We start from the raw sequence: 25,649 nt of genomic DNA, 5'->3' as shown, positions 1-25,649 counted from the left end.
TTCGGGATGGAATGCAAGGCGCAAAGCGCAGCGATACCTGCAGGTATCGCGAGCATTTGCAACGAGGCAGACCGCCCGAAGTCGAGGATGCACGCGCCGCAAGGGTCTTTTTCAGCGTTGCCCATCAGCCGACCTTACTTGATCCACAGCCGAATGGCATCCCAAGCACGCCCCAAGGCGCCCGCCTCGGGCACGGCCGCTTGCGTCACCAAAGGCAGCTCGGCCACCACGGCGCCAGCGCCCGTCGTGACTTTCAAGGTCGCCACACGCTGACCCTTGGCCAGAGGAGCCAGCAAGGGGTCGATGCGCTCGATAGAGGTCTTCAGGCGCTCGGCCTCGCCCTTGGGCACAGCCACATAGACGGCGCCTTCCACGCCACCAATCGCCACTTCATTGGCCGAGCCCTTCCAAACTGGCACGGTTTGCACGGGCTTGCTGCCATCAAACAAGCGCACGGCATCGAAGGTGGCATAGCCCCAGTTCAGCAGCTTTTGGCTCTCATTGGCACGCGACTGCAGCGAATCAGCCCCCAACACCACCGACAGCAAGCGCCGCTTGCCGTTGGGGAAGTCGCGCTGCGCCGAGGCGATCAAGCAGTAGCCCGCCGCCTCGGTAAAGCCCGTCTTCATGCCATCGACCGTCGGGTCCCGGCGCAGCAGCAAGTTGCGGTTGTCTTGCTTGATGTTGTTGAATGCGTAATCCTTGATCGCATAGTAGGCATAGCGATCCGGGAAGTCGCGGATGATGCGCTGCGCAATCACGGCCAGCTCGCGCGCCGTGCTGCGGTGGCCTGCCTCCGTCAAACCGGTGACGTTCTTGAAGCTGGTGTTCTTCAGGCCCCAGGCTTCAGCCTGTTTGTTCATCAAGGCCACAAAGCTCTCGACCGAGCCAGACACCCCTTCCGCCAAAGCCACCGACGCGTCGTTGCCCGACTGCACGATCATGCCCTTGAGCAGTTCGTCCACGGTGGGCGTCATCTTGGGGTCAATGAACATCAAAGAGCCGCCCCCCTTGCGCTCGGCCCAAGCCCGCTCGGAGACAGGCAGCTTTTGATCCAAGGCGATCTTGCGGTCGCGCAGGGCCGAGAACACGACATAGGCGGTCATCAGCTTGGTCAAGGAGGCCGGCTCCGCTGGCGCATCCGCGTTGCGTTCAGCCAGGATCTGGTTGGTGGTCATGTCCACCAGCAAAAAGCCTTTGGCGGCGACCTCTGGGGCTTGCGGCGCCACCATGGCGGCCACGGCGGCCGAGCCCGCAGCGGCAGGCGCGCGTGCGGCTTGCGCCATGGCGGTCGAGGTGAGCGCCAGTGAAGAAAGCAACAGAACGGAATGGATGAGTTTCATGAGAATCTAAGTCAGGCTGGCCCCTCTGCCACAGCGCAGGGCCAAGCACGGTCAATGTCAGGGCCGCTTTATGGCTGCCAAGCCGCCACCACCAGCGACTTGAGCAAAGCCAATTGCCCATGGAAAAAATGCCCCACGCCCGGCACCACCACCACCGGTTGAACCTGGGGCCTGGCCCAGTCCAAAGTGGCCGACAGGGGCACGACCTCATCGGCCTCGCCGTGAATCACCAAGGTGTTGGCGGCCACGGGGGCCACGTCGAAGTTAGAGGTGGCCGGCCCGACGAGCACCAGGCGTTGAACGGCGTGGGGCGTGTCCTTCAGGCGATGCGCCGCCTGCGACGCCACATAGGCACCAAAGGAAAAGCCCGCCAGCACCAAAGGCTGGCCCGCTTGCCGATGCGCGGCGATCACCGCCAGCGCATCATCCACTTCGCCCCTGCCCTCATCCCACTGCCCCTCGGAGCCCCCGACGCCCCGAAAGTTAAAGCGCACCACCCGATAGCCCAGTTGCACAAAGGCCCGGGCCAAGGTCTGCGCCACCTTGTTGTCCAGCGTGCCACCGTGCAGCGGGTGCGGGTGGCACACCACGGCCACGCCGCAAGGCGGCTGGGCGGGCTCATCCACCGCCAGCGCCAGAACGCCGGCCGGCCCCACCATCTGTGATCGTTGCGTTTGCGCGTTCATGGGCCCGCCTCAACGCCCCACGCTGGGCGCCAACATCAGGCGTTCAACCTTTTCGCCGCCCTTCAAATGCCGCTCGACGATCTCATCGATATCAGAAGCGTCCACGAAGGTGTACCAAGTCTCTTCTGGGTAGACCACGGCCACCGGCCCGCCCGCACAGCGGTCCAGACAGCCGGCTTTGTTGACGCGCACGCCGCCAGGACCGGCCAGGCCCGCCGCCTTGACCTGCTGTTTACAGTGGTCAAAAGCCGCTTGGGCACCTTGCTGGGCGCAACAGGCGTCACCGTTCTCACGCTGGTTGAGGCAAAAAAAGATGTGGTGCTTGTAATAGCTCATTCGCCGATTGTAGGCAGGGGCCGAGAAAACCCTGATCTCAGCGCCAGCGCGTGGCAATACGCGCCAGCAGCCAAGCCGCGCAAGCCCAAGGCCACAACAGCCCCACCCAGCGCGCCAAGCCGTGAAAGCGAATGAAGCGGCCTTGCTCCCAAGCCTGCAAGCTTTGCGCAAAGTAGGGGTCGGCCGGGGCCTGGGCCACCAGCGCCAGCATGATGGCCAGAGCCAGCAAGCCCAGCGTGGCGGCCAGTCGCTGGTTGACCCACACCAAGACCAGCGCAACGGCCGCCGCCACCGAGGCCCCGCGCACGACCACCGGTGCAATCCACGCCAAGGCATGTTCCGGCCCAAAATTCATCGCTGCCGACAAGGTGGCCGTGCCAAACCCCAAGCCAAGCGCCCCGAGCACCATCACCAAGCGGCGCCAGCTGGGCGGCGTCACGGAATAGGCCAGCAAACAAGGCACCAGCAAGCCCAGGGCCACGCCCAAACCTTCCAGCAGCAAAGGCAGGCGTTGGGCCGGCACCGGCACGTCGGCCACGGCGCTGCGCACCGACTCGGCCCAACTCACATCGGCCAAGCCTTGCAACAAGGCCGCTTGCAGGCCTTCCCAGCCGGGGCCGAGACCAAAGGGCAAAGGAGTGGGAAACAACAGCCCCACCGGCCACAGCGCCATCAACGCCAAAGCGCCGCCGCTGCGCTGGATGAACCAACGCTCTCGGGCGGCTTGCCAGTGATCCACCCAAGCCAGGGACTGCGCCAGCCCGGCCAAGACCATGCCGAGCGCCGCGCCAGCGCTGTTGAGCATCCAGTCCAAGAGCGAGGGGTAACGCCCCGGCAGAAATTGCTGGGTCACTTCCAAGCTGTAGGACAAGGCAGAAGGCAACAGCACCGCCCACAGCGCCCCCGGCAAGGGCCGCCACGCGCTGCGCACCGCCGCCGCGTACACCAGGGCGCCCAACGGCACGTAACCCAGCAGGTTGGCCCACATGTCAAAGCGGTCGCGCCACGGCGGCATGGGCAGCACGAGCCACGACCACCCTTCGCCGCCGGGCCAGCGCCAGCCCACAAAGGGGTAGAGGCTGGCGTAGACCATCAGCCCGACCAGGACCCAGGCCAGCGGAACGGCGGAGCTGGTGCCCTGGGCCCGCATGACGGCGCTCAGAAGGGCTTGACCACCACCAACACAACGATGGCGATGAACAAGAGCACACTGACCTCGTTGAACACCCTGAACCAGCGGTGCGAGCGTCGGTTCTCGAAATGCTCAAACTTGTGCAGCATGCGGTGGCAGGCATGCTGATAGCCCAGCACCAGCGCCACCAGCGCCAGCTTGGCATGCATCCAGCCGCCCACATGCCAGCCCAGCATCCACCACAAGGCCAAGCCCAGCACCAGCGCAGGCACCATCAAAATCAAGGCAAATCGGGAGAGCTTGCGCGCCATCAGCAGCAAGCGCTCGCGCTCAGCATGAGACTCTTGCGGCACCATGGCCAGGTTCACAAAGATGCGCGGCAAATAGAACAAGCCCGCAAACCAGCTCGCCACAAAGACGATGTGAAAGGCCTTGATCCAAAGATAGCTTGTGCTCATGCCCGGATTATGAGGGGCGGCTTGCAGCGCGAAGATCTCGGGGCGGCCACAAAAAAGGGCGCCAGAAAAGAAAGAGCCCAGGCCATGAAGGCCTGGGCTGAAAAGCCTTGACGCTGTCATCACGTAAAGGCACCTGCTCAGGGAGGAAAAGCAGGGAGCGCGCCCTCACGGGCACCACTCAGGAGTGACTTTAACACCGCAGGACCTGCCCGCAATCGGCAAGAACCCCGCAAAATGCACAGTTTGCGGCACCTGCCGCACCACCCCCCTAGAACCACAGGAACTCGTCGTGCCGACACCGCCCGCCTATCCCGCCAGCCGCCCGCGCCGTTTGCGCCATGATGCTTTCAGCCGCGCCATGGTGCGCGAGCACCACCTGCGGCCCGAAGACCTGATCCTGCCCGTCTTTGTGTTGGATGGCCAGCAGCGCCGCGAGCCCGTCGCCAGCATGCCCGGCGTAGAACGTCTGAGCCTGGACTTGCTCTACCCAGTGGCCGAGGACTGCGTGCGCTTGGGCATTCCGGTGATGGCCCTCTTTCCGGTCATTGATGCCAGCCTCAAAACGCCCGATGGCCGTGAAGCCACCAATCCGGATGGCTTGGTGCCCCGCGTGGTGCAGGGCCTCAAGGCCCGCTTCCCTGAGCTGGGCGTGCTGACCGATGTGGCGCTGGACCCCTTCACCAGCCATGGCCAAGACGGCTTGCTGGATGACTCGGGCTACATCCTGAATGACGAGACGGTGGCTGTGCTCAAAGCCCAGGCGTTGGTGCAAGCGCAAGCCGGCGTCGACATCGTCGCGCCCTCGGACATGATGGACGGCCGCATCGGCGCCATCCGCCAAGCCCTGGAAGGCGCGGGCCACATTCACACCCGCATCATGGCCTACAGCGCCAAGTACGCCAGCGCGTTTTACGGCCCCTTCCGCGACGCCGTGGGCTCGGCCGCCAATTTGGGCAAGGCCGACAAGAAGACGTATCAGATGGACCCCGCCAACAGCGATGAAGCGCTGCGCGAAGTGGCGCTGGACATTGCCGAAGGCGCAGACATGGTGATGGTCAAGCCCGGCATGCCTTACCTGGACATCGTGCGCCGCGTGAAAGACGAATTCCGCGTGCCCACCTTTGCCTACCAGGTCAGCGGCGAGTACGCCATGCTCAAGGCGGCCGCGGCCAACGGCTGGCTACAGCATGACGCGGTGATGATGGAGTCGCTGCTGGCCTTCAAACGTGCGGGTGCCGATGGGGTGTTGAGCTACTTTGCTCTCGAAGCCGCTCGGCTGCTGCGTCGAGATTGAGCCCTCGATGCGCGTCTTCTTGATTCGCCCAGAGGGCTTCACCGCACTGGGCCCGCTGCCGGAAGATCTGCCGAATGACGGCTTTTTGTGGCTGGGCTGCACCCGGACTGAGCTGACCGAACACTTGGTGGCCGTGCAAGCGGGGCTCAACCGTTGGGTGGGCGCCGCCCTGGTGGACCTGCACACCAGCGACCTGCTCAATGCCCAGCTCCCGTCGCACTTCGAGGACACCTCCTGGTACGACATGCTGGTCTTTCGGCGCTTGGCCGCCGCCCCCGGCAATGCCAAACCCAAGGACAGCGAGGACGCGTCGCCCCACGCGCTCGACGGTCTGCACCAGGCCCTGGAGGCCATCGACACCAACCCGGTCGGCTTCGCCATCTTTGACCGGGTGCTGCTGACGGTCCACCCGGACGACTGCCAGGTGCTCGATCACTTTGCCCAGCGGCTGGAGCAGCACTCTCAAGAGCCGGACCTGCGCGGCAGCGCGCGCCTGCCCACCAGCCCGGCCGACCTGATGCTGCGCATGGTCAACCACATGGTCGACAGCTATCTGGACCTTCGGCGCATGCTGACGCGCCAGTTCACAGCCCTGCAGGCCGCCCTGCTGGCCCCGCGCAGCCGCTTTGACGACTGGCCCGCTCTGCTGGCCGCGCGCGACGCCCTGCACCGCTTGGAAGACACCTGCGAAGACCAACGCAGCGCGATCCAAGAGTGGATCGACGCCTTGGATGAGTGGCCGCTGGAGGCCGACGCCACCAAGCGCCGTGAGCGCGAATTGCTGCGCGTGCGCTCCCGCGACGTGCTGGAGCACATCGAACGCGTACTCAGCCATGTGCGGCGCCTGGAGCAATCGGCCGACGGCGCGGTGCAAATGCACTTCTCGGCGCTGAGCAACCGCACCAACGACATCATGCGCACCTTGACGGTGCTGACCGCCATCTTCCTGCCGCTGAACCTGATCACCGGCATCTTCGGCATGAATTTCGATGCGCTGCCGCTGATCCACAGCAGCACAGGCTTCTTGGTCGCCCTGGGTTTGATGCTCTGTGTTGGCGTGGGCCTGGGTGTGTTTTTCTGGCGTAAGCGGTATTTGGGCACTCAAGTTCGACGCTGAGGGAGTCATCCCCCCCAAAAGTCGGGGGTCAAGTGCCCCCCTCTGGAAGCCGACAACAAGGGCAGACCTTTTGCAAACTCCCAGCAAAAGGCCTTTTTGAGCACCGCCATGACCGTCAAAGTCCCTGTTGAGGATCTGCGGGTGGGGATGTTCATCCACCTCGACCTCGGGTGGATGTCCCACCCCTTTCCGCTGTCCAGCTTCAAGATCAGCTCTCAAGAGCAGATCGACACCATCCGCAGCCTTGGCCTGCGCCAAGTGCGCTGGGAGGCCGCTCGCAGCGACGCCCTGCACACCACCGCGGAGTTGGTGGCCGAAGCGCCCATCCCGGCGGCCGCCCCTCCCGCCTCGCACAGCGCTGAGGAAGACTCCCCCAGCCAGCGTCAAGCCAAGGCGCTGGCTGGACAAGAAGCCACCCAACGCTTGTGCGAGAAGCAGTTCAGCGAGGCCTGCCGAGACCTGCGCCACGTCAACGAGCTGGCGCTCTCAGCGCCCCCTGCGGCCCGAGACGCCAGCCAAGCTTTGACTCGGGCCTTGCTGGACAAGATGCTGATCGGCGACGGCGAGTTGTGCCTGCGCGTGCTGGGTGAGCCCAGCGGCGACCGCGCTTCGGCCCATGCGATGAACGTCGCCGTGCTGTCGCTCTTGCTGGCCAAACACCTGGGTTGGCCAGACCACGAATTGATGGACTTGGGCACGGGCGCCTTGCTCCACGATGTGGGCAAACTCAATTTGCCCGACCGCTTGCGGCTGCAACAAGACAACTTCACCGCGGCCGAGCAAGCCCGCTATCGCGACCATGTGGCGCAAGGCATCACCATGGGCCGCCAAATGGGCCTGAGTGCAGGCAGCTTGCTGGTGCTGGCCCAGCATCACGAAATGGCCGACGGCTCGGGCTTTCCTTCCGGCTGCCCGCAAGAGCGAATGACCCAGGCCGCGCGCATCGTGTCCCTGGTCAATCACTACGACAAACTCTGTAACCCGGCCAGCCTCAGCAAGGCGCTGACGCCCCACGAAGCGTTGTCGCGCATGTTTGCGCAAAGCCGCAGCCGCTTCGACATCAGCCTGCTGAACGCCTTCATTCGCATGATGGGCATCTACCCGCCAGGCTCGGTGGTGCAACTGTCCGACGAGCGCTTCGCCATGGTGATGACCGTGAACGCCCAGCGGCCGCTGAAACCCACGGTGCTGGTGCATGACCAGCGTGCGCCGCGACAGGACCGGCTGCACCTCAATCTCGAAGGACGCAGCGACCTGGGCATTCGGCGCAACATCAAGCCAGACCAACTGCCCGCCAAAGCCGCAGAGTTCTTGGCTCCCCGCCAGCGGCTGAGCTACTTCTTCGGCACCGACGTCAACAGCCTGCAGCCTGCGTGACAGCGCCCCAGGGGCAGCCTGGGAGGACAATGCAGTCGTGATTCCACCAACTCTGGGACGACTGTGATCTATAAATTCAAAAGCAAGGCGTCGGGCGATGTGATCATGCTCGGTGCCTTGGGCGACCGCTTGCTCACCCTGATGGGCAAGGAACCGGCGACCAAAGGCATCATCGAACCCACCGCCTTTTCGGCGGCCATTGCGGCCTTGCAGGCCGCGATCGCAGATGAAGAGCGCGCGCAGGCACAAGCGCAAGATGACGATGAGGCCGCCGCCCCCAGCATCTCGCTGCGCCAGCGGGCCTGGCCGCTGATCGACATGATGCAGCGCTGCCAAGCTGCCGACGAACCCATCGTCTGGGGGGTGTGATGCGGGAACCCACGCGCATCATCGCCATCCGGCATGGCGAAACAGCTTGGAATGTGGCGTCCCGCCTGCAAGGCCAGTTGGACGTGCCGCTCAATGAGCGAGGCCAGGCGCAAGCGCGGCTGACCGCGCAAAGCCTGCTGGAGGACCGCCCGGATGTGCTCTACAGCAGTGACCTCAGCCGCGCCAGAGACACGGCCTGCGCCATCTCCGAGGCCTTGGACTTGCCCTTAGAAACACATGCCAGCCTGCGGGAGCGGCACTTTGGCATCTGGCAAGGCCAGACCTACGCGGAGATCGAGCAACATTGGCCCGACCTGAGTGAGCTGTGGCGCCGCCGTCTGCCTGAGTTTGGCCCGGAAGGCGGCGAGACCTTGCAGGCGTTTTCAGACCGCTGTGTGGCCGCCTTCGCCGCCCTGGCCGCGCCGCATGAGGGCCAAACCGTGGTGATCGTGACGCACGGCGGTGTGCTGGACTGCCTTTACCGTGCCGCGTCGCACATGGCGCTGAACGCGCCGCGCACCTGGGAGTTGCCCAACACCGGTATCAACCGCCTACTCTACACCGGCGAAGGCTTTACTGTGGTCGGCTGGGCAGACACCCAGCACCTGGAAGCGCAGGCGCTGGACGAAGCCAGCGACGGCGCGACGCAAGCCGTTTGAGGCGGGCTTAGAACGTCGTCCAGTCGTCGTCGCTCGCCGTGCTTGCCACGGCCGGCGCGGCGGGCGCTGTGGCGGCGGGGGCGGGCGGTGGCGGGGGCGTTTGGGGCTTGGACGGCACGGCGCGCGGGGCCGCGGGTGCCTTGGCCACCACGGGCGCGGGCTTGGCCACTACAGCGGGCGCTGCGCTGTAGCTGGGCTGGCTGTCTTGCCCGCCAAGCTTGAACACGGCCACGGCCTGCACCAACTGCTGGGCTTGGGTGCGCAGGCTCTCTGCGGCAGCGGCGCTCTCTTCCACCAAGGCGGCGTTCTGTTGCGTGGCCTGGTCCATCTCCGTCACCGAGTGGCCCACCTGGGCCACGCCGGCGCTTTGCTCGGCGCTGGCCGTGCTGATCTCGCCCATGATGTCGGTCACGCGGCGGATGGCCGTGACCACCTCTTCCATGGTGTGGCCCGCTTTATCGACCAAGGCCGAGCCCTGCTCCACGCGATCGACGCTGGCCGTGATGAGTTGTTTGATTTCACGCGCCGCTTCAGCACTGCGCTGGGCTAGGCTGCGCACCTCACCGGCCACCACGGCAAAGCCGCGGCCTTGCTCGCCGGCACGGGCGGCTTCCACCGCCGCATTCAGCGCCAAGATATTGGTTTGGAAGGCAATGCCATCGATCACCGAAATGATGTCGGCAATCTTCTTGGAGCTTTCATTGATGCCCTTCATGGTCTCCACCACTTGGCCGACCACATCGCCGCCCTGGACGGCCACGGTCGACGCGCCCATGGCCAACTGGTTCGCCTGTTGGGCGTTGTCGGCGTTCTGACGCACGGTGGAGCCGAGTTGCTCCATGGCCGACGCGGTGCGCTCTAGTGCGGACGCCTGCTGCTCGGTGCGGCCGCTGAGATCCTGATTGCCCTGCGCGATTTGCGCACTGCCGGTGGCCACGCTCTCGGCATTGCGGCGCACCGTGCTGACCACTTGCGCCAGCGAGGTTTGCATCTGAGACAAGCCTGCCAGCAGCGGCGAAAACTCGTCGCGCACATCGTCTTTGACCACCACGCTCAAGTCGCCCTCCCGCACGGCATCAGCCACACGCTGGGCGACAGCCACACGGCGGCGCAGGGTGTTGGCAATCATCCAGGCCGCAGTCAGCAGCACCGCACCCGCCAGCGCCACCATGCCCACAATCAGCCGAGCCATCAAGGTGGCTCGGTCATCAATGTCCTTCAGGTCGCGGGCGAGCCATTCGCCCTGGCGCTTCTTCTCACCGGCCAGAGCTTCGAGCAACTTGTTGCGGGCCGGAATGGTCTTGCTGACCAAGGTATCAAAGGCCGCGTCTTTTTGGCCTGCCGTGATCTGTTCGATGTTGGCGCTGCCGATCTCCCAAAAGGCCTGGGCGACCGGCTGAATGCGCGCGAACTCGGTTTTGCCGATGTCGGAAGTCAAAGCGTTACCGTAGGCTTGGAACGTTTCTTCGATGTGCTTGCGCTTGGCGCCGATGTCCGCCAGTGTGGCCTTGAGGTCCTCATCATTGCGCACCAGCAGTGCATGACGAATCTGCAAGGACACGCGGGTCACGTTCAGCTCGATGTCGGCCACGCGCTGCAACTGGGGCACACGAATCTTTTCAGTGTCCAAGGTGAGGTTGTGCAAGTCATCCAGTCGCGACCACGAAAACGCAGCCATCCCGCCCAGCACAGCCACCAGTGCGATAGCGGCCCACAACAAGCGACGACCAATTCCCGTGTTTGCCAAAATTGTCATGGCTCATCCCTCTCAAAAGTGCAATGCATGGCAGCGAACCGACCTCGACGCCAAGCTCTGACACCCAGTGTCGCGTGGTGTCGTCCTGCATAAGGCGCTGAAAAGCAGGGCCATGTCCCGCCGATTCCGGCGCCAGCAGGCTCATGAAAGCCCCAACTCACAAGCCTTGCGCTTTGGGGCAGCATGGGTGGCTCGACCCACCTTGACGGCCTCCTCCCGAATGACCTCGTCTCAAATCATTGCCCTGGCCAGCCCTGTGTTTTTGCTGCTGATCGGGCTGGAGTGGTGGGTCGGCCTGCGGCGCGGCCATCCGACCTATCGGCTCAACGACGCTTTCAACAGCCTGGGTTTGGGCATGCTCAGTCAGGTGGTGGGTCTGTTCACGGCCTTGCTGGCGGTGGGTGTCTACACCAGCGTTTGGCAACATGCCTCGCTGTGGCAATTGCCCACCGACCAAGCCTGGGTCTGGGTCAGCGGCCTGCTGCTCTACGACCTTTGCTACTACTGGCTGCACCGCTGCGGCCACCGGGTGGCGGTGCTCTGGGCGGCCCATGCTGTGCACCACCAAAGCGAGGACTACAACCTCTCCACCGCCCTGCGGCAAACTTCTTCCGGCCACCTGCTGGGCTGGGTGTTCTATTTGCCGATGGCCGTGCTGGGCTTTCCGCCGCTGGTGTTCGCCGTGGTTGGCCTGATCGATCTGCTCTACCAGTTTTGGGTCCACACCCAGCAGGTCGGGCGCCTGGGCTGGTTCGACCGCTGGTTTTGCTCGCCCAGCAATCACCGCGTCCACCACGCCGTCAATGACCGCTATCTCGACAAAAACTATGGCGGCATCTTCATGGTCTGGGATCGCCTGTTCGGCACCTACATCGAGGAAGACGACTTGGAGCCCATCGTCTACGGCACCCGCAAGCCCCTGCGCAGTTGGAACCCGGTCTGGGCCAACTTGGAGGTTTACAGCGCGCTGCTCAAAGACAGTTGGCGCACCCGAAGCCCCATCGACAAACTGAAGGTGTGGCTGATGCCGCCGGGCTGGCGCCCCGCCGATGTGGCGGCCCAAGACCCGAGCCCACCGTTTGAGCTGCATCGCCCGCTCTACAACCCGCCCCTCTCGCGCCAGCGCCAAACGCTGGCCTGGGCCTTGGGCCTGTGCGCCCTGGGCGCCGTCCTCAGCCTGCTATGGCTGGCGCACACCCTGCCCTGGCTGGACAAAGCCGCCGCAGCCCTGGGCGTCTTGGGCCTGCTGTGGCTGATTGGGCGCGTCTGCACACCGGAGTAGCGAGCCGGGCGCTCAAGTCCGGCAGCGCCTGTCCGATGACATGCAGACCTCCCCTTTGGGTTCGGCATGTCTCCACGTCTCTCTCCTTTGCTGTCCACGCTCGCCCTGGCGGCGCTGCTGGCCACCGGCCCGGCCGTGGCCCAAAACACGGGCCGCAATTTCACCGTGCAGCCCCAGGCCGCCGGCACCGCCACGCAACAGCGGGTGGCGCTGGTGATCGGCAACAACAACTATGCCGATGCGCCGCTGAACAACCCACTGAACGACGCCAAAGCCATTGCCAAAGCCCTGGAAGCGGCCGGCTTTCAGGTGATCTTGAAGCTCAATGCCAACCACAAGGACATGATGGGCGCGGTGCGGGAGTTCGGCAGCCGCCTGCGCCAGGGCGGCTCGGGCCTGTTTTACTTTGCCGGCCATGGCATGCAGATCAAAGGCCGCAACTACCTGATCCCGGTCGGCGCGGACATCCAGCGTGAAGACGAGGTGGCCTATCAAGCCATGGATGCCCAGGCCGTGCTCGACAAAATGGAGAGTGCGGGCAACGGCACCAACCTGATGATCCTGGACGCCTGCCGCAACAACCCCTTTGCACGCAGCTTCCGCTCAGCCACCCAAGGCTTGGCCCAAATGGAAGCGCCCGTCGGCACCTTGGTGGCCTTTGCCACCGCGCCCGGCTCCGTCAGCAGCGACGGCAGCGGCCAGCATGGCCTCTACACCGAGCACCTGCTGCGCCTGATGCGCGCACCGGGCATGAAGGTCGAGGACGTGTTCAAACAGGTGCGCGTGGCCGTGCGCAAAGAGTCGCAAGGCAAGCAGATCCCGTGGGAGAGCACCTCGCTGGAGGGTGACTTCTACTTCTTAGCACCGCGGCAGGCAGAAGCCAGCGCCGCAGCCGCCGCCCCCGCGCCCAGCGCCCAGCCCGAGGCGGTGGAGCAAGCCTTTTGGGATGCCGTCAAAGACAGCAGCAGCCCGGCCGAGCTGCAGGCCTTTTTGCGCCGCTACCCGCAAAGCCGCTTTGCGGCCTTGGCCCAACAGCGCGTGCTCAGCCTGAGTATGCCCGCCCCCACACCCACACCGGCAGCCCAAGCCTTGCGCCCAGCGGCACAAGTACCTCCCGCTGCAGCCGCCATCCCCCTGCCCGAGGCCGGGCCGCGGCAATCCGCGCAGGCTGACGCCGCCGTCCTGGCCAGCTTGGCATCGCCACCCAAGGGGGTGGACGCCGCGCCCGCAGCCGACCTGGCTTGGCCGGCCGCTGCGCCCCGTCAAAGCGTCGGCGCCCGCCCTGCCGGCTGGACACCGGATATGGCCGCGGCCACCAAGCCCTCGCCCGCCGGCCAAGTCAGCACCGCCAGTGGCCTGAGCGTGGGCGACCGCTGGAACTTCCAAGTCGTCGACAAATGGCGCGGCGAGGTCGTGCGCAATTACAGCACCCAGGTCAAGAAAGTGCTGCCCGATGGCCAATGGCTGACCGGCGGCGGCACTTTGATGGACCCGCTGGGCCGGGTGCTGGAATCGCCCCGCTCCGACACCCAGCCGCGCACCCTCTACAAGCCCTACCAGGCCCGCTGGTGGGAGGACATGCAAGTCGGCCAGCGGCGCAAGGTCGAGTACCAAATCGAGGTCCAAAACCCCGACGGCGACCCCACGCTGCGCAAGGTGGTCGCTGACATGCTCGTGAAAGCCCGAGAAACCGTGCGCGTGCCGGCCGGTGAGTTTGAGGCCTTGCGCATTGAGATCGATGCCTCGGTGGACAGCACGCGCGGTAGCCAGCGCTGGGCCAACCGCTGGCTGCACACCTACTGGTATGTGCCGCAACTGCGCTACTACGCGGCCGTGGACATTGAGGTCCGCAGCCAAACCGGCCAGTTGGAGCGGCGCGACCGCGAAGAGCTCACCAGCTACGAGCAGCGCCAAGGCGCGCTGGCCCTGCGATGAAGCCCCTGCGCCTGTGGCTGCGAGGGCTCAGCCTGCTGATGATCTTGCTGTCGGGTTGGCTGTTGGGGCCTGCGCCGTCGCACGCCGCCGCAGCAGAGGCGCCACCCGCCAGAGCCGGGCGACATGCCCTGATCATTGGCGTCGGCCACTATGCCGCCGACCCCGCCAGACCGGTGGAGACCTTGCTGGGCATTGGCCACGACATGCGCAGTGCCCGTGCCATGGCGGCCTTGCTGCAAGTCCCCGACGCCAACATCACCGAACTGCGCGATGGCCAAGCCACGCGGGCCGGCGTGATGCAGGCGATCGCCGCCTTGCAAGCCCGGGTGCAGCCCGGCGACCGCGTGTTTGTGTATTGGTCTGGGCATGGCTCGCGCTATCACGACCCGCAGGAGTCGGCCTGTGTCGAAACCCTGATCCCACATGACCTGAAGGACTTCACCCACCGCGAGTTTGCCCGCCTGCTCAAACCCGTGGGCGACAAGGCCGACAAGCTCTTCGTGGTCTACGACGCCTGCCACTCCGGCGGTGCCAAGCAAGGCGCAGCCAGCCGCAGCCTGCTGGGCGATTGGCGGCCCAAGATGTCGGGCGTCAGTGAGCAGTGCAGCCAGCCCAGCAATGTCAAAACCCGCAGCTTTTCGCAGGCTGCCACCGCCGCGGGCATGGGCTTGGGCGATGTGGTGCACATCGCCTCTTCTCGCCCCGACGAAGTGAGCTTCGACAACCCGCAATCGGGCGGCTTGGCCACACAGTCCTTGCTGCAGTGCCTGCGCGGCCAAGCCAAAGACCTGGATGGCAGCGGCGCCATCACCGCCGAGGAGCTGGTGCACTGCGCGCAAGCCACGCTCGAAGCCACTTTGCGGCCTCATCCGCATTTGATCCCGCACCACCTGACCCTGGCGGGCAACAAACAGTTTGTGCCCAATGGCTTTGCCCAAGCCCCGCAGCCCGAGCGGCCCGCCCCTGCCGCCCCCACCGCCGCGCCCGTCGTGCCGCCCAAGCCCACCAGCACGGCCACAGCGCCCACCCCCGTCACCTTGGCCCCGCCGCAGGCCAGCGCCGCCGACATCCTGAGCCAGCTCCATGCCCAGCGCGACCACAAGCGCGAGCTGCGCGTGGCGAGCAGCCGCACGCAACTGCGCATTGGTGTGGACCCTTTGGACTTGTCGATCACCAGCGCGCAAGACGGCTATGTCTATGTCGCCATGGCCGGCTCAGATGGTCGCGCCCTGACCCTGCTCTTCCCCAACGAGCTGGACCGCGACAACCGCATCGTCAAAGGCCAGAACCTGCTGCTGCCACGCCCGCAATGGCAGCTCACCGCCGCCGGGCCTGCGGGCCGTGACCGGCTGCTGGTGATGGTCAGCGACGGCCCGCGTGACATGAGCGCCCTGCAAGCCGCCGGGCGCGACGGCCCCTTTGTGCGCACCTTGCTGGACGCGCACAACCGCGCCCGCGTGCAATGGCTGCTGGGCTCGCGCGCAGCGGGCTGCCACAGCCCGCCCTGCGGCGACGCCTTTGCGGCGGCGCTCTTAGATCTGGAAGAGGTTCGCCCATGACGCTGATGCGCCGACGACTCCTGCAGTGCAGCGCGGCCCTCGCCTGCCCCAACGTGTTCGCCCAAGGCCACAGCGCCCCGTGGCTGATCACCCCAGACGAAGCCCGGCAACTGGCCGCAGACCTGGATGCGCCTTTGTTCGCCACCCGAGCGGCAGGTGCTCCAGTCATCGAGGTGCTGCGCCCCACGGTCAGCGAGACGGCCCTGCCTTCACCCGTGCCCATCGAACTCGCCTTCAAGCCGGCCGCAGGCGCCCGCATTGCCCCAGAGAGCTTTCGGGTGTTTTACGGTGCCTTCAAGCTCGACCTCACGCAGCGCCTGCTGGCCAGCGTCAAGGTGCAGCCCGACGGCCTGCGCGTCGAGCAAGCCGCCATTCCCAGTGGACAGCACCGCCTGGTGCTGCAGGTCAGCGACGACCAAGGCCGCACCGGTACGCGCGAGCTGCGCTTTAGCGTGGCGTAGGGTCTGTTGACCTAAAAATCCTACCCGCGTGAGCCCTACAGACCCTAGTAGTCATTGCGCAGCGCGATCTTGTCGCTGTCGTACTGGACAAACTCAAACTGCAGCGCCCCCGGTGCCATCACATAGGCACTGCGGCGGGCGGCCCCCGTGCCGCCCCAATGGTCCAGCGGATAGCCCGCAGCGTTCAAACGCTCGACCACCTGCGCCACATCCGGCACCACCAGGCCAATGTGCTTGACGGCCGTGTGGTGACTTTGCCAATCAATGGGCGCGGTTTCGCCACCGCTTTGCAAGGCCAGGTAGCTGTGGTCGTCGCCCACGTGGCACCAGTCAATGGTCTTGCCAAACCAGTCCATCTGCCCGCTGCCTCGCACGCGCCAATCCGGCAGCGCCAGCTCAATAAAGTGCAGCGTGGCGGGCAGGTCGGTGACGGTCAGATTGACATGTTCCAAAGTGATGCGGCTCATGATGAATGTCCTTGAGGAAGTTGGTGGTGGGCGCATTCTCAAAGTTCAAGTGAACTTGAAGTCAAGCGCTTTACACTTGCCGCGAGCACACACCTTCGAGACACCTCATGAGCGAACACTGGAGCATCGGCCAATTGGCCCAGCGGGCCGGCGTGGCCACCAGCGCCCTGCGTTTCTATGAAGACCAAGGCTTGATCGCTGCGCTGCGCAGCAGCGGTGGCCAGCGGCTCTACCCGCGTGAGGCGCTGCGCCGCGTGGCCTTTATCCGCGCCGCGCAAAACGTGGGCTTGAGCCTGGATGACATCCGCCAAGCCCTGGCCAGCCTGCCCGAAGGCCGCACGCCCACCCAAGCCGATTGGACGCGCCTGTCGCGCCAATGGAAGCCGCTGCTCGACGCACGCATTGCCGCGCTGTGCACGCTGCGCGATCAATTGGATGCCTGCATCGGCTGCGGCTGCCTCTCGCTCAAACGCTGCGCGCTCTACAACCCCGGTGATGCGGCCCAGGCGCTCGGCTCAGGCGCCCGTTACCTTCTTGGCAATCGCGCGTCTGACGTCACCTGAGCAGCCCGCTGCGCAGCAGCTCTGCCACGGCCTGCGCCAAGTGCTGCACCTCGGCTTCTTCGCACACCGGCAGCGCGTCGGCCTGCGCTAGCAAGCGCTGGGCCACCGCCGCATGCGGGAGCACCGGGCCATAAAACAGCGGCTGCTCGCCCCGCATCAGCAGCAAGGTCGGAAAGTCATCAACATCGGGCACCTCGCCAAAGGCCTCCAGCGCATCGGCGTGGTCTTCAATGTCCACCCAGGCGGCTTGCAAGCCGGGTGTGGGGGCCACCAGGGCGTCAAAAGCCTGGCGGTATTCGGTGCAGGTCTTGCACCAGGCTGCGCACAGGCAGGCCAGGGTCAGCGGCGCAGCCACCTCAGGACTCGAAGAGATCGCCCGCGCGCGAGGGCGGCGTCAGCCCCAGATGGCGCCAGGCCATCAAGGTCGCGACACGGCCGCGCGGTGTGCGCTGTAAATAGCCTTGCTGAATGAGGTAGGGCTCAATCACATCTTCGATGGTGCCGCTCTCTTCGCCAATGGCAGCAGCCACGTTGTCCAAGCCCACCGGGCCGCCGTCAAAGCGGTGCACCACGGCCTCCAGCAGCTTGCGGTCCATCACGTCAAAGCCCATCGGGTCCACGTCCAACATCTTCAGCGCAGCATCGGCCATCTCGCGGGTGATGCGGCCTGTGCCTTTCACATCCGCATAGTCGCGCACGCGGCGCAGCAGGCGGTTGGCAATGCGCGGCGTGCCGCGGCTGCGGCGGGCAATCTCCAAGGCGCCTTCGGGCTCAATGGGCGCGTTGAGCAAACCGGCCGAGCGCGTGACGATGCGCGCCAGCTCTTCAGCGGTGTAGAACTCCAGCCGCGCCACGATGCCAAAGCGGTCGCGCAGCGGGTTGGTCAACATGCCGGCCCGCGTGGTGGCCCCCACCAGCGTGAAGGGCTGCAAGTCGAGCTTGATGGAGCGGGCCGCCGGGCCTTCGCCAATCATGATGTCGATCTGGTAGTCCTCCAGGGCCGGGTAGAGGATTTCCTCGACCACAGGGCTCAGGCGGTGAATCTCGTCGATGAAGAGCACATCGTTCTTCTCGAGATTGGTCAGGATGGCGGCCAAATCTTTGGGCTTTTCCAGCACCGGGCCGCTGGTCTGGCGCAGGTTCACACCCAGCTCGGTGGCGATGATGTGCGACAGCGTGGTCTTGCCCAAACCCGGTGGGCCGAACAGCAGCACATGGTCGAGCGCCTCGCTGCGCTTGCGCGCCGCACCAATGAAGATCTCCAACTGCTCCCGCGCCTTGGCTTGCCCCACATACTCTTGCAGCGCCTTGGGCCGCAGCGCGCGCTCCAGCGCCTCTTCTTGCGGGGTCGCGGGGCTGGCCGCCACCACCCGAGCCGGGCGGGCAGGCAGATCTCCAAAATCGTCGGTCTGGATGGACATACAGGGATTATCGCCAGCTTTGGCGTGGCTGGGCGAGCTCCGATTCCACGGGCTTGCAGGCGCAGTGGCCGGCTCGATGCAGCCTGCTCAAGCACTGCGGCCCGCGCTGTGCATAGAATGCGCCCGTGCTTGCCCTGATTCGTCACCACCTCCGCCGCTGTTCGTGGATCGCCTTGTTGGCGATCTTCGGCCTGAGCGTGGCTCCGACGATTTCGCATGCAGTGGCTCATTCCAAGGGGTCCACCCCTTGGACGGAAATCTGTACACCGCAGGGCATAAAGGTGGTCAGTCTCAGCGGGGAAGAGATCCCTGCGGATGCCACGCTCTCTCCCCACAGCCTAGAGCACTGTGCTTTGTGCGGCCTAGCAGCGTCACCCGCTGCACCACCGGCCGCCAGCGCAAGCCCCGCTCTACACCAGGGCCTGAGCCAGGCCGTGCCTGAGCTGTTCTTGCAGGCCCCACGGCCGCTGTTTGCCTGGGCCAGCGCCCACCCCCGAGCCCCTCCGCTGCGCGGCTGATCCACCCGCCGCTCTTGCCGCAGGCCGCCGCGTTGGCGCTGCCTGCCTTGCAAGCTTTGTCACCTTCGGGTGACCCGGGCTGCCCCCTCGTTATGCCTTGCGTCCACGCTGTGGACCTGAGGCCCAGGGCGCCCCTGTGGAGTCCCTACCGTGTCTCTCTTGGAACGCGTCGTCCGCTGGATGACGATCTTGAACATCGGCGCCATGCTGGCCATGGCGCTGTGGCTGCTGACCAGCAGCATCATCCACACCGCCGGCCCAGCCTCGCGCCAGACCCCTCCCCTGACGCTGAGGCCTGTCGCTGCCGCACAGCCCCACACCACTGAACATTGCCACCCCGAGGCCCCCGCCGCACCGACGCTGGTGGCCCGCCATGAAGGGGGCACCCCATGAAGCCCGCTGTGGACCACGCCAGCCGCATCCGCTGGTTTGTGGCCGCGCATGTGGCCGCCGTGCTGGTGATCTTTCAACTGGCGGTCAGCCTGGGCTCCGGCTTGGCCGCAGAGCCCATGCCACCCCTGACACCGCCCCCCTTGCGGGCCGACGCCAGCCCACAGCGTGTGGCGCTGGCCGAGCCTGCACATTCCCACCCCACCCAAAACAATCAAGAGGATTGATGACATGAACAAAACCCTGATGCTCAGCGGCTTGGCCGCAGCCTCCCTGGCCGCGCTCAGCGCCTGTGGCGGCGGCGACAGCACAGAAGACACAGGCCCCAAGGCTGTGCGCGTTGAGTTTGCCGCCGTGGCCGGCGATACCCCCATCACCTGCGCCTCCACGCTCAGCGGCTTGGGCACCACCAGCGCCAGCGGCACCTTGGCCGACATGCGCTTCTACATTGCCAATGTGAAGCTCGTCACCCGCAGCGGCAGTGAAGTGCCCCTGGTCTTGTCGACCGAGGACAACTACAACACCACCAAGGGCAGCGACACCCTCACCCTGATCGACCTGGAAGACAAAACCGGCACCTGCGCAGGCACCACAGAAATGAATGCCAGCATCAAAGGCACCGTGCCGGCTGGCGACTACGTGGGCATGAAGATGACCTTGGGGGTGCCCCTGGCCCTCAACCACACCGACCAAACAGCAGCCACCACGGTGACCCCGGCGGTCATCAACAACGCTGTTCACCCCGGCATGGCCTGGAGCTGGGCAGGTGGGCGCAAGTTCACCAAGATTGAGGTCACCAACGCCAGTTGGACGGCGCCGACCTTCTTCACTCACCTGGGCTCCACCGGCTGCACCGGCACCAACCCCGCCGCCGGGCAGGTGGATACCTGCGCACGCCCAGACCGGCCCGTGATCACACTGGCCAGCTTCAACCCGGACAGCCAGAAGGTCGCGGTGGATGTGAAGGCCTTGCTGGCCGGCAACAACGTGACTGTCAATGGCGCAGGCCCTGGGGGCTGCATGTCCGGCTCGACGGACCCAGAGTGCCCGGCTGTTTTCAATGCCTTGGGTCTGGATCTGATCACTGGCACACAGTTGGCCACCACTCCCACCCAAACCCTGTTCAGGGCCGTGAGCAAGTGATGCGCATGCAACGCTTCAAACAGGCGTTGCTGGGCCTTGCAGGGGCAGCCGTGGCCGCAGGCACGCTGTCCCTGTGGGGCTGCGGGGGCAGCGGCGTGACGGTGAACGACACGGCGCAAACCCAGCCTGGCAATGGCTGGACCTGGCAATTGCCCGCCAATTTCCCGACACCCAAAGTCCCCGCAGACAACCCCATGAGCGCCGCCAAAGTGGAGCTGGGGCGCTTTCTGTTTTATGACAAGCGGCTCTCGGGCAATGGCACGCAGTCTTGCGCCAGTTGCCACCACCAAGACAAGGCGTTCACCGATGGCCGCATCACGGCCGTGGGCTCTACGGGTGCCATACACCCACGCAATTCGCAAGGGCTGGCCAATGTGGCCTACCACCCGACCTTGACCTGGGCCAACCCCTCGCTGCTGAGCTTGGAAGCGCAGATGCAGGTGCCGCTGTTCTCTGAAACGCCGGTGGAGCTGGGTGTCAACGACGGCAATGTGGCCGAGATCCTGGCGCGCCTGAGTGGCGATGCCCGCTACCCCAGCCTGTTCGCTGCCGCCTACCCCGGTGTGGACGCACCGATCTCTTGGGCCAACATCACCCGCGCGATTGCCAGCTTTCAGCGCACGCTGATCTCGGGCCACAGCCGCTATGACCAGTTCTTGCAAGGCACCGTCACCCTGACAGAGAGTGAGCGTCGTGGCTTGGACCTCTTCAACAGTGAGAAGGCCGAGTGCTTCCACTGCCACGCTGGATTTAACTTCAATGATCAGGTGGTGCATGCCTCGACCCAGGTGCTGGACATCCCCTTTCACAACACCGGCCTCTACAACCTGGGCGGCACAGGCAACTTCCCCGCCGGCAATCAGGGCTTGTTCGAGCTGACGGAGAAGCCCGCCGACCGAGGCCGCTTTCGCGCCGCCAGCTTGCGCAATGTGGGCGTCACCGCCCCCTATATGCACGACGGCAGCATGGCCACGCTGGAGGAGGTGCTGGACTTCTATGCCGCCGGTGGTCGCCACATCACCAGCGGCCCAAACGCGGGCGATGGCCGGGCGCACCCCAACAAGAGCGACCTGATCTCGCGCATCGACCTGACGACCCAAGACAAGGCCGATCTGGTGGCGTTTCTCAAAACGCTGACCGACTCGGACTTCCTCACCAACCCCAAGTTTTCCAACCCCCATGCAGCCCCATAAGCATCGCCTCTTGCACGCGGGCGTGCCACGCCCTGGTGTGTGCGTCCTGCTGATGGCTTTGGCTTGGCCCAGCCTGGGCGTGGCCCATGAGCTGGAGGACGAAGCCGTTCCCAATATGCCGGGCTGGCGCCTGTCTGCGGGCGTGGCGCTGAGCGCCATTCACGCGAACCAAGCCTGGCCCACGCCTCGGCACGCTGGCGTGCTGCTGACGGGTGAACAGGCCCGCGACCGCAGCGGCGAGCTGGGCTTGGAACACGCCGTGCTGGGGTTCGGCCTGCGCGCGAACCGGCACTGGTCCGCCCAGTGGGCGCTGGGCCAGCACGACCGCGATGCCCCTCACGTGGAGGTGGCCCGTGTGCAAGGCGAGTGGACGGTGGGCTGGTGGCAGCCCGGCGAGCAACTGCGCTGGCGCCTTGGCCGCCAGACCGTGCCCCTGGGCGCGGTGATCGGGCAGGCCGGTCAGCTCGACCCCTTCGCCCAAGCGCCTTTGGCCAAGCAAACGGTGTTGAACACCACCTGGGTGGACGGCAGCAGCAGCCTGCAATGGCAAGCAGCCCCGAACGACGCGGAAGGGCCTCGCCTGAGCCAGGTCGAACTGGGCGTGTGGCGGGCGCGCAAGTTCCCCGCCGGGCCGCATGGAGCGGCGGCCCCCTCGCTGCGCCTGCAAGGCCAGTGGGGCCATTGGCGGGCCGATGTGGGCGCGGTGTGGCTCCAGCCTGAGGGCCGAGGGGCCGCCGTGCAAGGCGTGGGCGGGGTCGGCCACAGCCACGGCGTTCCAGACTGCCGCGTCAGCATGGCACAGCGGATCTGCTTTGATGGCCAAGCCCAGCTCTTGGCGGCCAGCCTTGCCACCGACAGCGACGACGGCCGCTGGACACTGCAAGCGGCAGGCCTGTGGCGGCGCGAGCGGGGGGATCTCAGCTCGGTCAATGGCCGCGCCACCTATGCGGGCGACACCAGCGGCGTGTGGTTGCAAGGCCAGTGGCGCTGGCGGCCCACTTGGCAGGTTGCCGCGCGTTTGGAGCATCTGCAAACACGCCAGGACTTGCACGGCCCCGGCGCCAGCCTGCTGGCCACCGAAGCCGGCTTCACGGGCGCACAGCCGGTCAGCCGCGCCGCCCTGTCGTTGGGCTACAGCGGCTGGTCGCCGGTGCAGCTGTGGCTGGAGGCGGGCCAAGAACGCGCCGCCACCACGCAGCCCTATGCCGCCCTGCGCCTGCTGTGGCAGGGCCCACGCTTGCTGGAAGGAGGCTGGTGATGGCCACAGTGCAGCGGCGTCACCTCCTTCAAGCCACCGGTGCTGGCCTGGCCCTGCTGGCTTGTGGCCAGAGCGTGGCCCACGGCAGCCAGCTCGGTGACTTGACCCTGGACCACCCTTACGCCATTCCATCCGCCCCGGGCATGCTGGAAGGATTTGCATTTTTGCGCCAGCTTCGCAACAGCGGCCGACAAGCCGACCGCCTGCTGGGCGGCCGCACGCCCGTGGCCAGCGCCGTGTTGATTCAGCAGCGCGAGGCCCAAGCCTGGCGCACGGTGGAGGCCCTGCCCGTCGCTCCCCACAGTGAGATGCCCCTGCGCCATGACGGCCCCTGGCGCCTCAGCCTGCAAGGCCTGAGATCGCCCTTGCAGGCGGGCGACCGCTTCCCCTTGACCCTGCGCTTTGAGCGCAGTGGATCGATAGAGGTGCGCGTGTGGGTGCAACAGCCCCGCAACGCGAACCCCTGATTTTTGCTGTAACCCTCGGAGACACCGACCATGCCCCGTTTCACCGCGACCCGCCCTCGCCACCACCTGCTGTCGATGGCCGCCGTTCTGGCCTGCCAAGGGGCTCTGGCCCAGTCCACCCCCCCGACAGAGCGGGTGGAGGTCATCGCCCCGCCGCTGGTAGAGGCACAACGTGTGGATGCCTTTGGCAGCCTGAGCACCGAGGTCGGCACGACCCAAGTGCGCGACCTGCAAGCGCTGGATCTTTCTGCTGCGCTGCGGCGCACGCCGGGCGTGAATGTGTCGCGCTTCAACCCCGTGGGCTCCTTCGGCGGCGACGAAGGTGGCGCCGTCTATGTGCGCGGCCTGGGGGCCAGCCGGCCGGGCAGCGAGGTCAAGACATTTGTCGACGGCTTGCCCTTCTACATGGGCGTGTGGAACCACGCCTTGCTGGACTTGCTGCCCGTGCATGGCATGGAGCGCATCCGCGTGCTCAAGGGGCCGCAACCCCAGGCGCTGGGCAACACCTTTGCCGCCATCGACATGCTGCCGCTCCAGGCCAAAGAAGCCGGCGTGCGCGGCAACCTGCGGCTGATGGGGGGGAGTTTTGGCACCCTGGTCGAGCAAGCGGACTTCAGTGGCCGCTGGGGCGATGTGGATTTGTCCGTGGCGCAGAGCCATGCCGAATCGGATGGCCACCGCGACGCCGCCCAAGGCCGCTTGGACAACAGCCTGCTGCGTGCCGCTTGGCGCCTGAGCCCCGAGTGGTCGGTGGGCGCCTTGCTGCTGAGCGCCGACAACAAAGTCTCTGACCCTGGCGAAGAAGGCCTGCCGGCCAGCCGAACCGGCCAGTTCAGCACGCGCGGCACGCTCAGCAGCCTGAGCCTGAGCCACCAACACGGCACCTGGCGCGGCCGCTTGCAGGTCTATGACAACCACGGTGCGGGCACCTGGGACAACCCCCAGGCGGCCGTCACCCGCAGCACCTTCGCGCTGCGCGGCTGGCGTTGGCAAGAGACCGCTCAGCCCTGGGCCGGTGCCGAGCTGCAGGCTGGCTGGGATGTGGACCAGATCGACGGCAGCGTGGCCTTCAACGGCTTCACCGCCTTCGAGGGGGTGAGCATGCGCCTGAGCTCGCCCCACTTGGCCCTGGCCCAGCGCTGGGCCTTGAGCACCGACTGGCAGATCCAGCCCTCGGTGGGCCTGCGGCTCTATGACCACAGCGTCTATGGCCGCAGCACGGCCCCGCATGTGGGCGTGGTGCTGGAGCAGGGCTCGACCTGGGCTTGGCGCCTCAACGCCTCGCGCGGGCTGAACCACCCGGGCTTGGACGCCCCGTTGCTCAACAGCCTGGTGCCGCCCTTGGCCGCCTCACCCAATGGCTGGCGTGAGCTCAACCCCGAGCGCATGAACCACCTGGAAGCCGGGATGCAGTGGCGGCCGCAGGCTGGTCACAGCCTGGATGTGACCTTGTTCAAGGACGCTGTGGCCGACCGCTATGTGTTTGCCTTCCCACCCGCTGTGGCGCTGCCCAGTTGGACCAACCTGGGCCGCTATGAGATGCGCGGCGCCGAGCTGAGCTGGCAAGGCCGCTGGTCGCCGCAGTGGAGCAGCCATGTGAACGTGACGCTGCTGGACCCGTCTCGCACCGACCTGCCCTACGCGCCCGAACGCAGTCTGGGCCTGGGGCTCACCTGGCAAGCCGGCCCGTGGCGTGTCTCGGCCGACGGCCAGGCGCAAAGCGCCATGAACACCCTGAGCCAAGCCCGCGCAGACGGCAGCAGCAATGCCGGCCGTGTGGGCGGCTTTGCCGTCTTCAGCGGACGCGCTGCCTACGCCGTGCCGGCCTTGGGGCCGCGCGGTGAAGTCTTCCTCGGCCTGGAGAACCTGGGCGACAAACGCTATGCCTACCGCCCGAACTACCCCATGGCGGGGCGCTCGGTGCAGGTCGGGCTCAACCTCAGCCTGTGAAGGACATCACCATGACACCGCATGTCTTCCATCGCGCCCTGCTGGCCACCGCCCTGGGCTTGAGCAGCCTGCTGGCCTGCGCCGCGCCCACTGACGAACAGGCGGTGTCAGCCGCCTTGAAAAAACAATTTGACCGCCCCGATGCGCCCCTGAACGTCAGCCCTGTCACCGTCGACGGCGAGCACGCCCTCGCGGGCTGGACCCAAGGCCCGCAAGGGGGCCGGGCGCTGCTGAAACGCCATGGCAGCACCTGGGAGGTCTTGGTCTGCGGCGGCGACGAGCTCCAGCGTGCGTCGCTGCTCACTGAGGCGGGCCTGGCCGCTCCTGCGGCCCAGCGCCTGAGCCGCGCCCAAGCGGCGGCGGAAGCCCGGCTGCCCGCAGCGCACCGCCAACAGCTCAGCACCTTCAAGCAAACCATTCGCCTGCAGCCTGGCCAAGCCCACGGCCCCGCCAGCCATGGTGCCTCGGCACCTGCTGCAGCCCGCCACCCCTGAACGCCTCGGCGATGGATCCGC

General features: G+C 66.1%; 28 protein-coding genes. 19 read left to right on the top strand and 9 right to left on the bottom strand.

The features are described 5' to 3' along the window. Positions 1 to 134: 134 nt before the first annotated feature. The 5 genes from KAK11_RS14950 to KAK11_RS14930 all read right to left on the bottom strand — a co-directional run bounded on the left by KAK11_RS14950 (position 135) and on the right by KAK11_RS14930 (position 3,955). Positions 135 to 1,286: a D-alanyl-D-alanine carboxypeptidase family protein gene (locus tag KAK11_RS14950; protein ID WP_375140690.1), complete on the bottom strand. Its 1,152-nt coding sequence runs from the start codon at positions 1,284 to 1,286 to the stop codon at positions 135 to 137. A gap of 125 nt (positions 1,287 to 1,411) precedes the next feature. After that, the gene (locus KAK11_RS14945; protein ID WP_210809999.1) at positions 1,412 to 2,029 is read right to left on the bottom strand and encodes an alpha/beta hydrolase; all 618 of its coding nucleotides are present in this window, start codon (positions 2,027 to 2,029) and stop codon (positions 1,412 to 1,414) included. Between the two features lie 9 nt (positions 2,030 to 2,038). Further along, entirely contained in the window at positions 2,039 to 2,365 is a 327-nt protein-coding gene (locus tag KAK11_RS14940; protein ID WP_210809998.1) for a (2Fe-2S) ferredoxin domain-containing protein, read from the bottom strand. A gap of 37 nt (positions 2,366 to 2,402) precedes the next feature. Further along, positions 2,403 to 3,515 carry a VanZ family protein gene (locus tag KAK11_RS14935; protein ID WP_210809997.1) on the bottom strand — a complete coding sequence of 371 codons (1,113 nt, stop codon included), beginning with the start codon at positions 3,513 to 3,515 and terminating at the stop codon, positions 2,403 to 2,405. Positions 3,516 to 3,523: 8 nt separating this feature from the next. Continuing rightward, positions 3,524 to 3,955, bottom strand: coding sequence for a CopD family protein (locus KAK11_RS14930; RefSeq protein ID WP_210809996.1), 432 nt, complete (start codon positions 3,953 to 3,955; stop codon positions 3,524 to 3,526). A 289-nt stretch (positions 3,956 to 4,244) separates the two neighbouring features. On the opposite strand from KAK11_RS14930, the gene hemB reads away from it, so the two are divergent. From hemB to KAK11_RS14905, 5 genes are all read left to right on the top strand, one after another. Then, positions 4,245 to 5,249 (top strand): porphobilinogen synthase, encoded by a 1,005-nt coding sequence (hemB, locus tag KAK11_RS14925; RefSeq protein ID WP_210809995.1) that lies wholly within the window; start codon positions 4,245 to 4,247, stop codon positions 5,247 to 5,249. 7 nt (positions 5,250 to 5,256) lie between these two features. Continuing rightward, on the top strand, positions 5,257 to 6,366 hold the full coding sequence (locus KAK11_RS14920; protein WP_210809994.1) for a magnesium transporter CorA family protein: 1,110 nt from the start codon (positions 5,257 to 5,259) through the stop codon (positions 6,364 to 6,366). A gap of 108 nt (positions 6,367 to 6,474) precedes the next feature. After that, on the top strand, positions 6,475 to 7,743 hold the full coding sequence (locus KAK11_RS14915; protein ID WP_210809992.1) for a cyclic di-GMP phosphodiesterase: 1,269 nt from the start codon (positions 6,475 to 6,477) through the stop codon (positions 7,741 to 7,743). Positions 7,744 to 7,806: 63 nt separating this feature from the next. Next, on the top strand, positions 7,807 to 8,112 hold the full coding sequence (locus KAK11_RS14910; RefSeq protein ID WP_210809991.1) for a DUF1840 domain-containing protein: 306 nt from the start codon (positions 7,807 to 7,809) through the stop codon (positions 8,110 to 8,112). Continuing rightward, positions 8,112 to 8,771 (top strand): histidine phosphatase family protein, encoded by a 660-nt coding sequence (locus KAK11_RS14905; protein WP_210809990.1) that lies wholly within the window; start codon positions 8,112 to 8,114, stop codon positions 8,769 to 8,771. The genes KAK11_RS14910 and KAK11_RS14905 overlap by 1 nt, the downstream gene beginning before the upstream one ends. Before the next feature lie 7 nt (positions 8,772 to 8,778). On the opposite strand, the gene KAK11_RS22225 is transcribed toward KAK11_RS14905, so the two are convergent. Continuing rightward, entirely contained in the window at positions 8,779 to 10,527 is a 1,749-nt protein-coding gene (locus KAK11_RS22225; protein ID WP_210809989.1) for a methyl-accepting chemotaxis protein, read from the bottom strand. A gap of 112 nt (positions 10,528 to 10,639) precedes the next feature. Between KAK11_RS22225 and KAK11_RS14895 the strand changes: the two genes are divergently transcribed. From KAK11_RS14895 to KAK11_RS14880, 4 genes are all read left to right on the top strand, one after another. After that, a complete protein-coding gene (locus KAK11_RS14895) occupies positions 10,640 to 11,809 on the top strand; it encodes a sterol desaturase family protein (RefSeq protein WP_375140688.1) in 1,170 nt (389 codons plus the stop codon). A 66-nt stretch (positions 11,810 to 11,875) separates the two neighbouring features. Beyond that, the gene (locus tag KAK11_RS14890; RefSeq protein WP_210809988.1) at positions 11,876 to 13,744 is read left to right on the top strand and encodes a caspase family protein; all 1,869 of its coding nucleotides are present in this window, start codon (positions 11,876 to 11,878) and stop codon (positions 13,742 to 13,744) included. Next, complete coding sequence (locus tag KAK11_RS14885) at positions 13,741 to 15,303, top strand: caspase family protein (protein ID WP_210809987.1); 1,563 nt, start codon at positions 13,741 to 13,743, stop codon at positions 15,301 to 15,303. Before KAK11_RS14890 ends, KAK11_RS14885 begins: the two co-directional genes overlap by 4 nt. Then, a complete protein-coding gene (locus tag KAK11_RS14880) occupies positions 15,300 to 15,764 on the top strand; it encodes a hypothetical protein (RefSeq protein WP_210809986.1) in 465 nt (154 codons plus the stop codon). Before KAK11_RS14885 ends, KAK11_RS14880 begins: the two co-directional genes overlap by 4 nt. 44 nt (positions 15,765 to 15,808) lie before the next feature. Here the strand turns inward: KAK11_RS14880 and KAK11_RS14875 are convergent, their stop codons facing one another. Then, entirely contained in the window at positions 15,809 to 16,231 is a 423-nt protein-coding gene (locus KAK11_RS14875) for a VOC family protein (RefSeq protein ID WP_210809985.1), read from the bottom strand. A gap of 107 nt (positions 16,232 to 16,338) precedes the next feature. On the opposite strand from KAK11_RS14875, the gene soxR reads away from it, so the two are divergent. Then, positions 16,339 to 16,794 carry a redox-sensitive transcriptional activator SoxR gene (gene soxR, locus KAK11_RS14870; RefSeq protein WP_210809984.1) on the top strand — a complete coding sequence of 152 codons (456 nt, stop codon included), beginning with the start codon at positions 16,339 to 16,341 and terminating at the stop codon, positions 16,792 to 16,794. Here the strand turns inward: soxR and KAK11_RS14865 are convergent. Both KAK11_RS14865 and ruvB read right to left on the bottom strand, forming a co-directional pair. Further along, on the bottom strand, positions 16,787 to 17,149 hold the full coding sequence (locus KAK11_RS14865; RefSeq protein ID WP_210809983.1) for a thioredoxin domain-containing protein: 363 nt from the start codon (positions 17,147 to 17,149) through the stop codon (positions 16,787 to 16,789). The genes soxR and KAK11_RS14865 overlap by 8 nt on opposite strands. 1 nt (position 17,150) lies before the next feature. Beyond that, positions 17,151 to 18,215: a Holliday junction branch migration DNA helicase RuvB gene (ruvB, locus tag KAK11_RS14860; RefSeq protein WP_210809982.1), complete on the bottom strand. Its 1,065-nt coding sequence runs from the start codon at positions 18,213 to 18,215 to the stop codon at positions 17,151 to 17,153. Positions 18,216 to 18,340: 125 nt separating this feature from the next. On the opposite strand from ruvB, the gene KAK11_RS22315 reads away from it, so the two are divergent. From KAK11_RS22315 to KAK11_RS14815, 9 genes are all read left to right on the top strand, one after another. Further along, complete coding sequence (locus KAK11_RS22315; protein WP_210809981.1) at positions 18,341 to 18,733, top strand: DUF2946 domain-containing protein; 393 nt, start codon at positions 18,341 to 18,343, stop codon at positions 18,731 to 18,733. Between the two features lie 150 nt (positions 18,734 to 18,883). Beyond that, the gene (locus KAK11_RS14850; protein ID WP_210809979.1) at positions 18,884 to 19,126 is read left to right on the top strand and encodes a hypothetical protein; all 243 of its coding nucleotides are present in this window, start codon (positions 18,884 to 18,886) and stop codon (positions 19,124 to 19,126) included. Further along, complete coding sequence (locus KAK11_RS14845; RefSeq protein WP_210809978.1) at positions 19,123 to 19,350, top strand: hypothetical protein; 228 nt, start codon at positions 19,123 to 19,125, stop codon at positions 19,348 to 19,350. The genes KAK11_RS14850 and KAK11_RS14845 overlap by 4 nt, the downstream gene beginning before the upstream one ends. Before the next feature lie 4 nt (positions 19,351 to 19,354). Further along, positions 19,355 to 20,266 (top strand): MbnP family copper-binding protein, encoded by a 912-nt coding sequence (locus tag KAK11_RS14840; RefSeq protein ID WP_210809977.1) that lies wholly within the window; start codon positions 19,355 to 19,357, stop codon positions 20,264 to 20,266. A 5-nt stretch (positions 20,267 to 20,271) separates the two neighbouring features. Continuing rightward, a complete protein-coding gene (locus tag KAK11_RS14835) occupies positions 20,272 to 21,459 on the top strand; it encodes a methanobactin export MATE transporter MbnM (RefSeq protein ID WP_246498972.1) in 1,188 nt (395 codons plus the stop codon). A 22-nt stretch (positions 21,460 to 21,481) separates the two neighbouring features. Beyond that, positions 21,482 to 22,717, top strand: coding sequence for a hypothetical protein (locus KAK11_RS14830; RefSeq protein ID WP_210809975.1), 1,236 nt, complete (start codon positions 21,482 to 21,484; stop codon positions 22,715 to 22,717). Then, positions 22,717 to 23,184, top strand: coding sequence for a copper chaperone PCu(A)C (locus KAK11_RS14825; RefSeq protein WP_210809974.1), 468 nt, complete (start codon positions 22,717 to 22,719; stop codon positions 23,182 to 23,184). The genes KAK11_RS14830 and KAK11_RS14825 overlap by 1 nt, the downstream gene beginning before the upstream one ends. Positions 23,185 to 23,214: 30 nt before the next feature. Beyond that, on the top strand, positions 23,215 to 25,134 hold the full coding sequence (locus KAK11_RS14820; protein ID WP_246498970.1) for a TonB-dependent receptor: 1,920 nt from the start codon (positions 23,215 to 23,217) through the stop codon (positions 25,132 to 25,134). A gap of 11 nt (positions 25,135 to 25,145) precedes the next feature. After that, positions 25,146 to 25,628, top strand: coding sequence for a copper uptake system-associated protein (locus tag KAK11_RS14815; RefSeq protein WP_210809973.1), 483 nt, complete (start codon positions 25,146 to 25,148; stop codon positions 25,626 to 25,628). Positions 25,629 to 25,649: the final 21 nt, after the last annotated feature.

It is taken from the genome of Ideonella paludis, from assembly GCF_018069865.1.
Lineage (GTDB): Bacteria > Pseudomonadota > Gammaproteobacteria > Burkholderiales > Burkholderiaceae_C > Ideonella > Ideonella paludis.
This window is presented reverse-complemented; position numbering and strand designations above follow the sequence as displayed.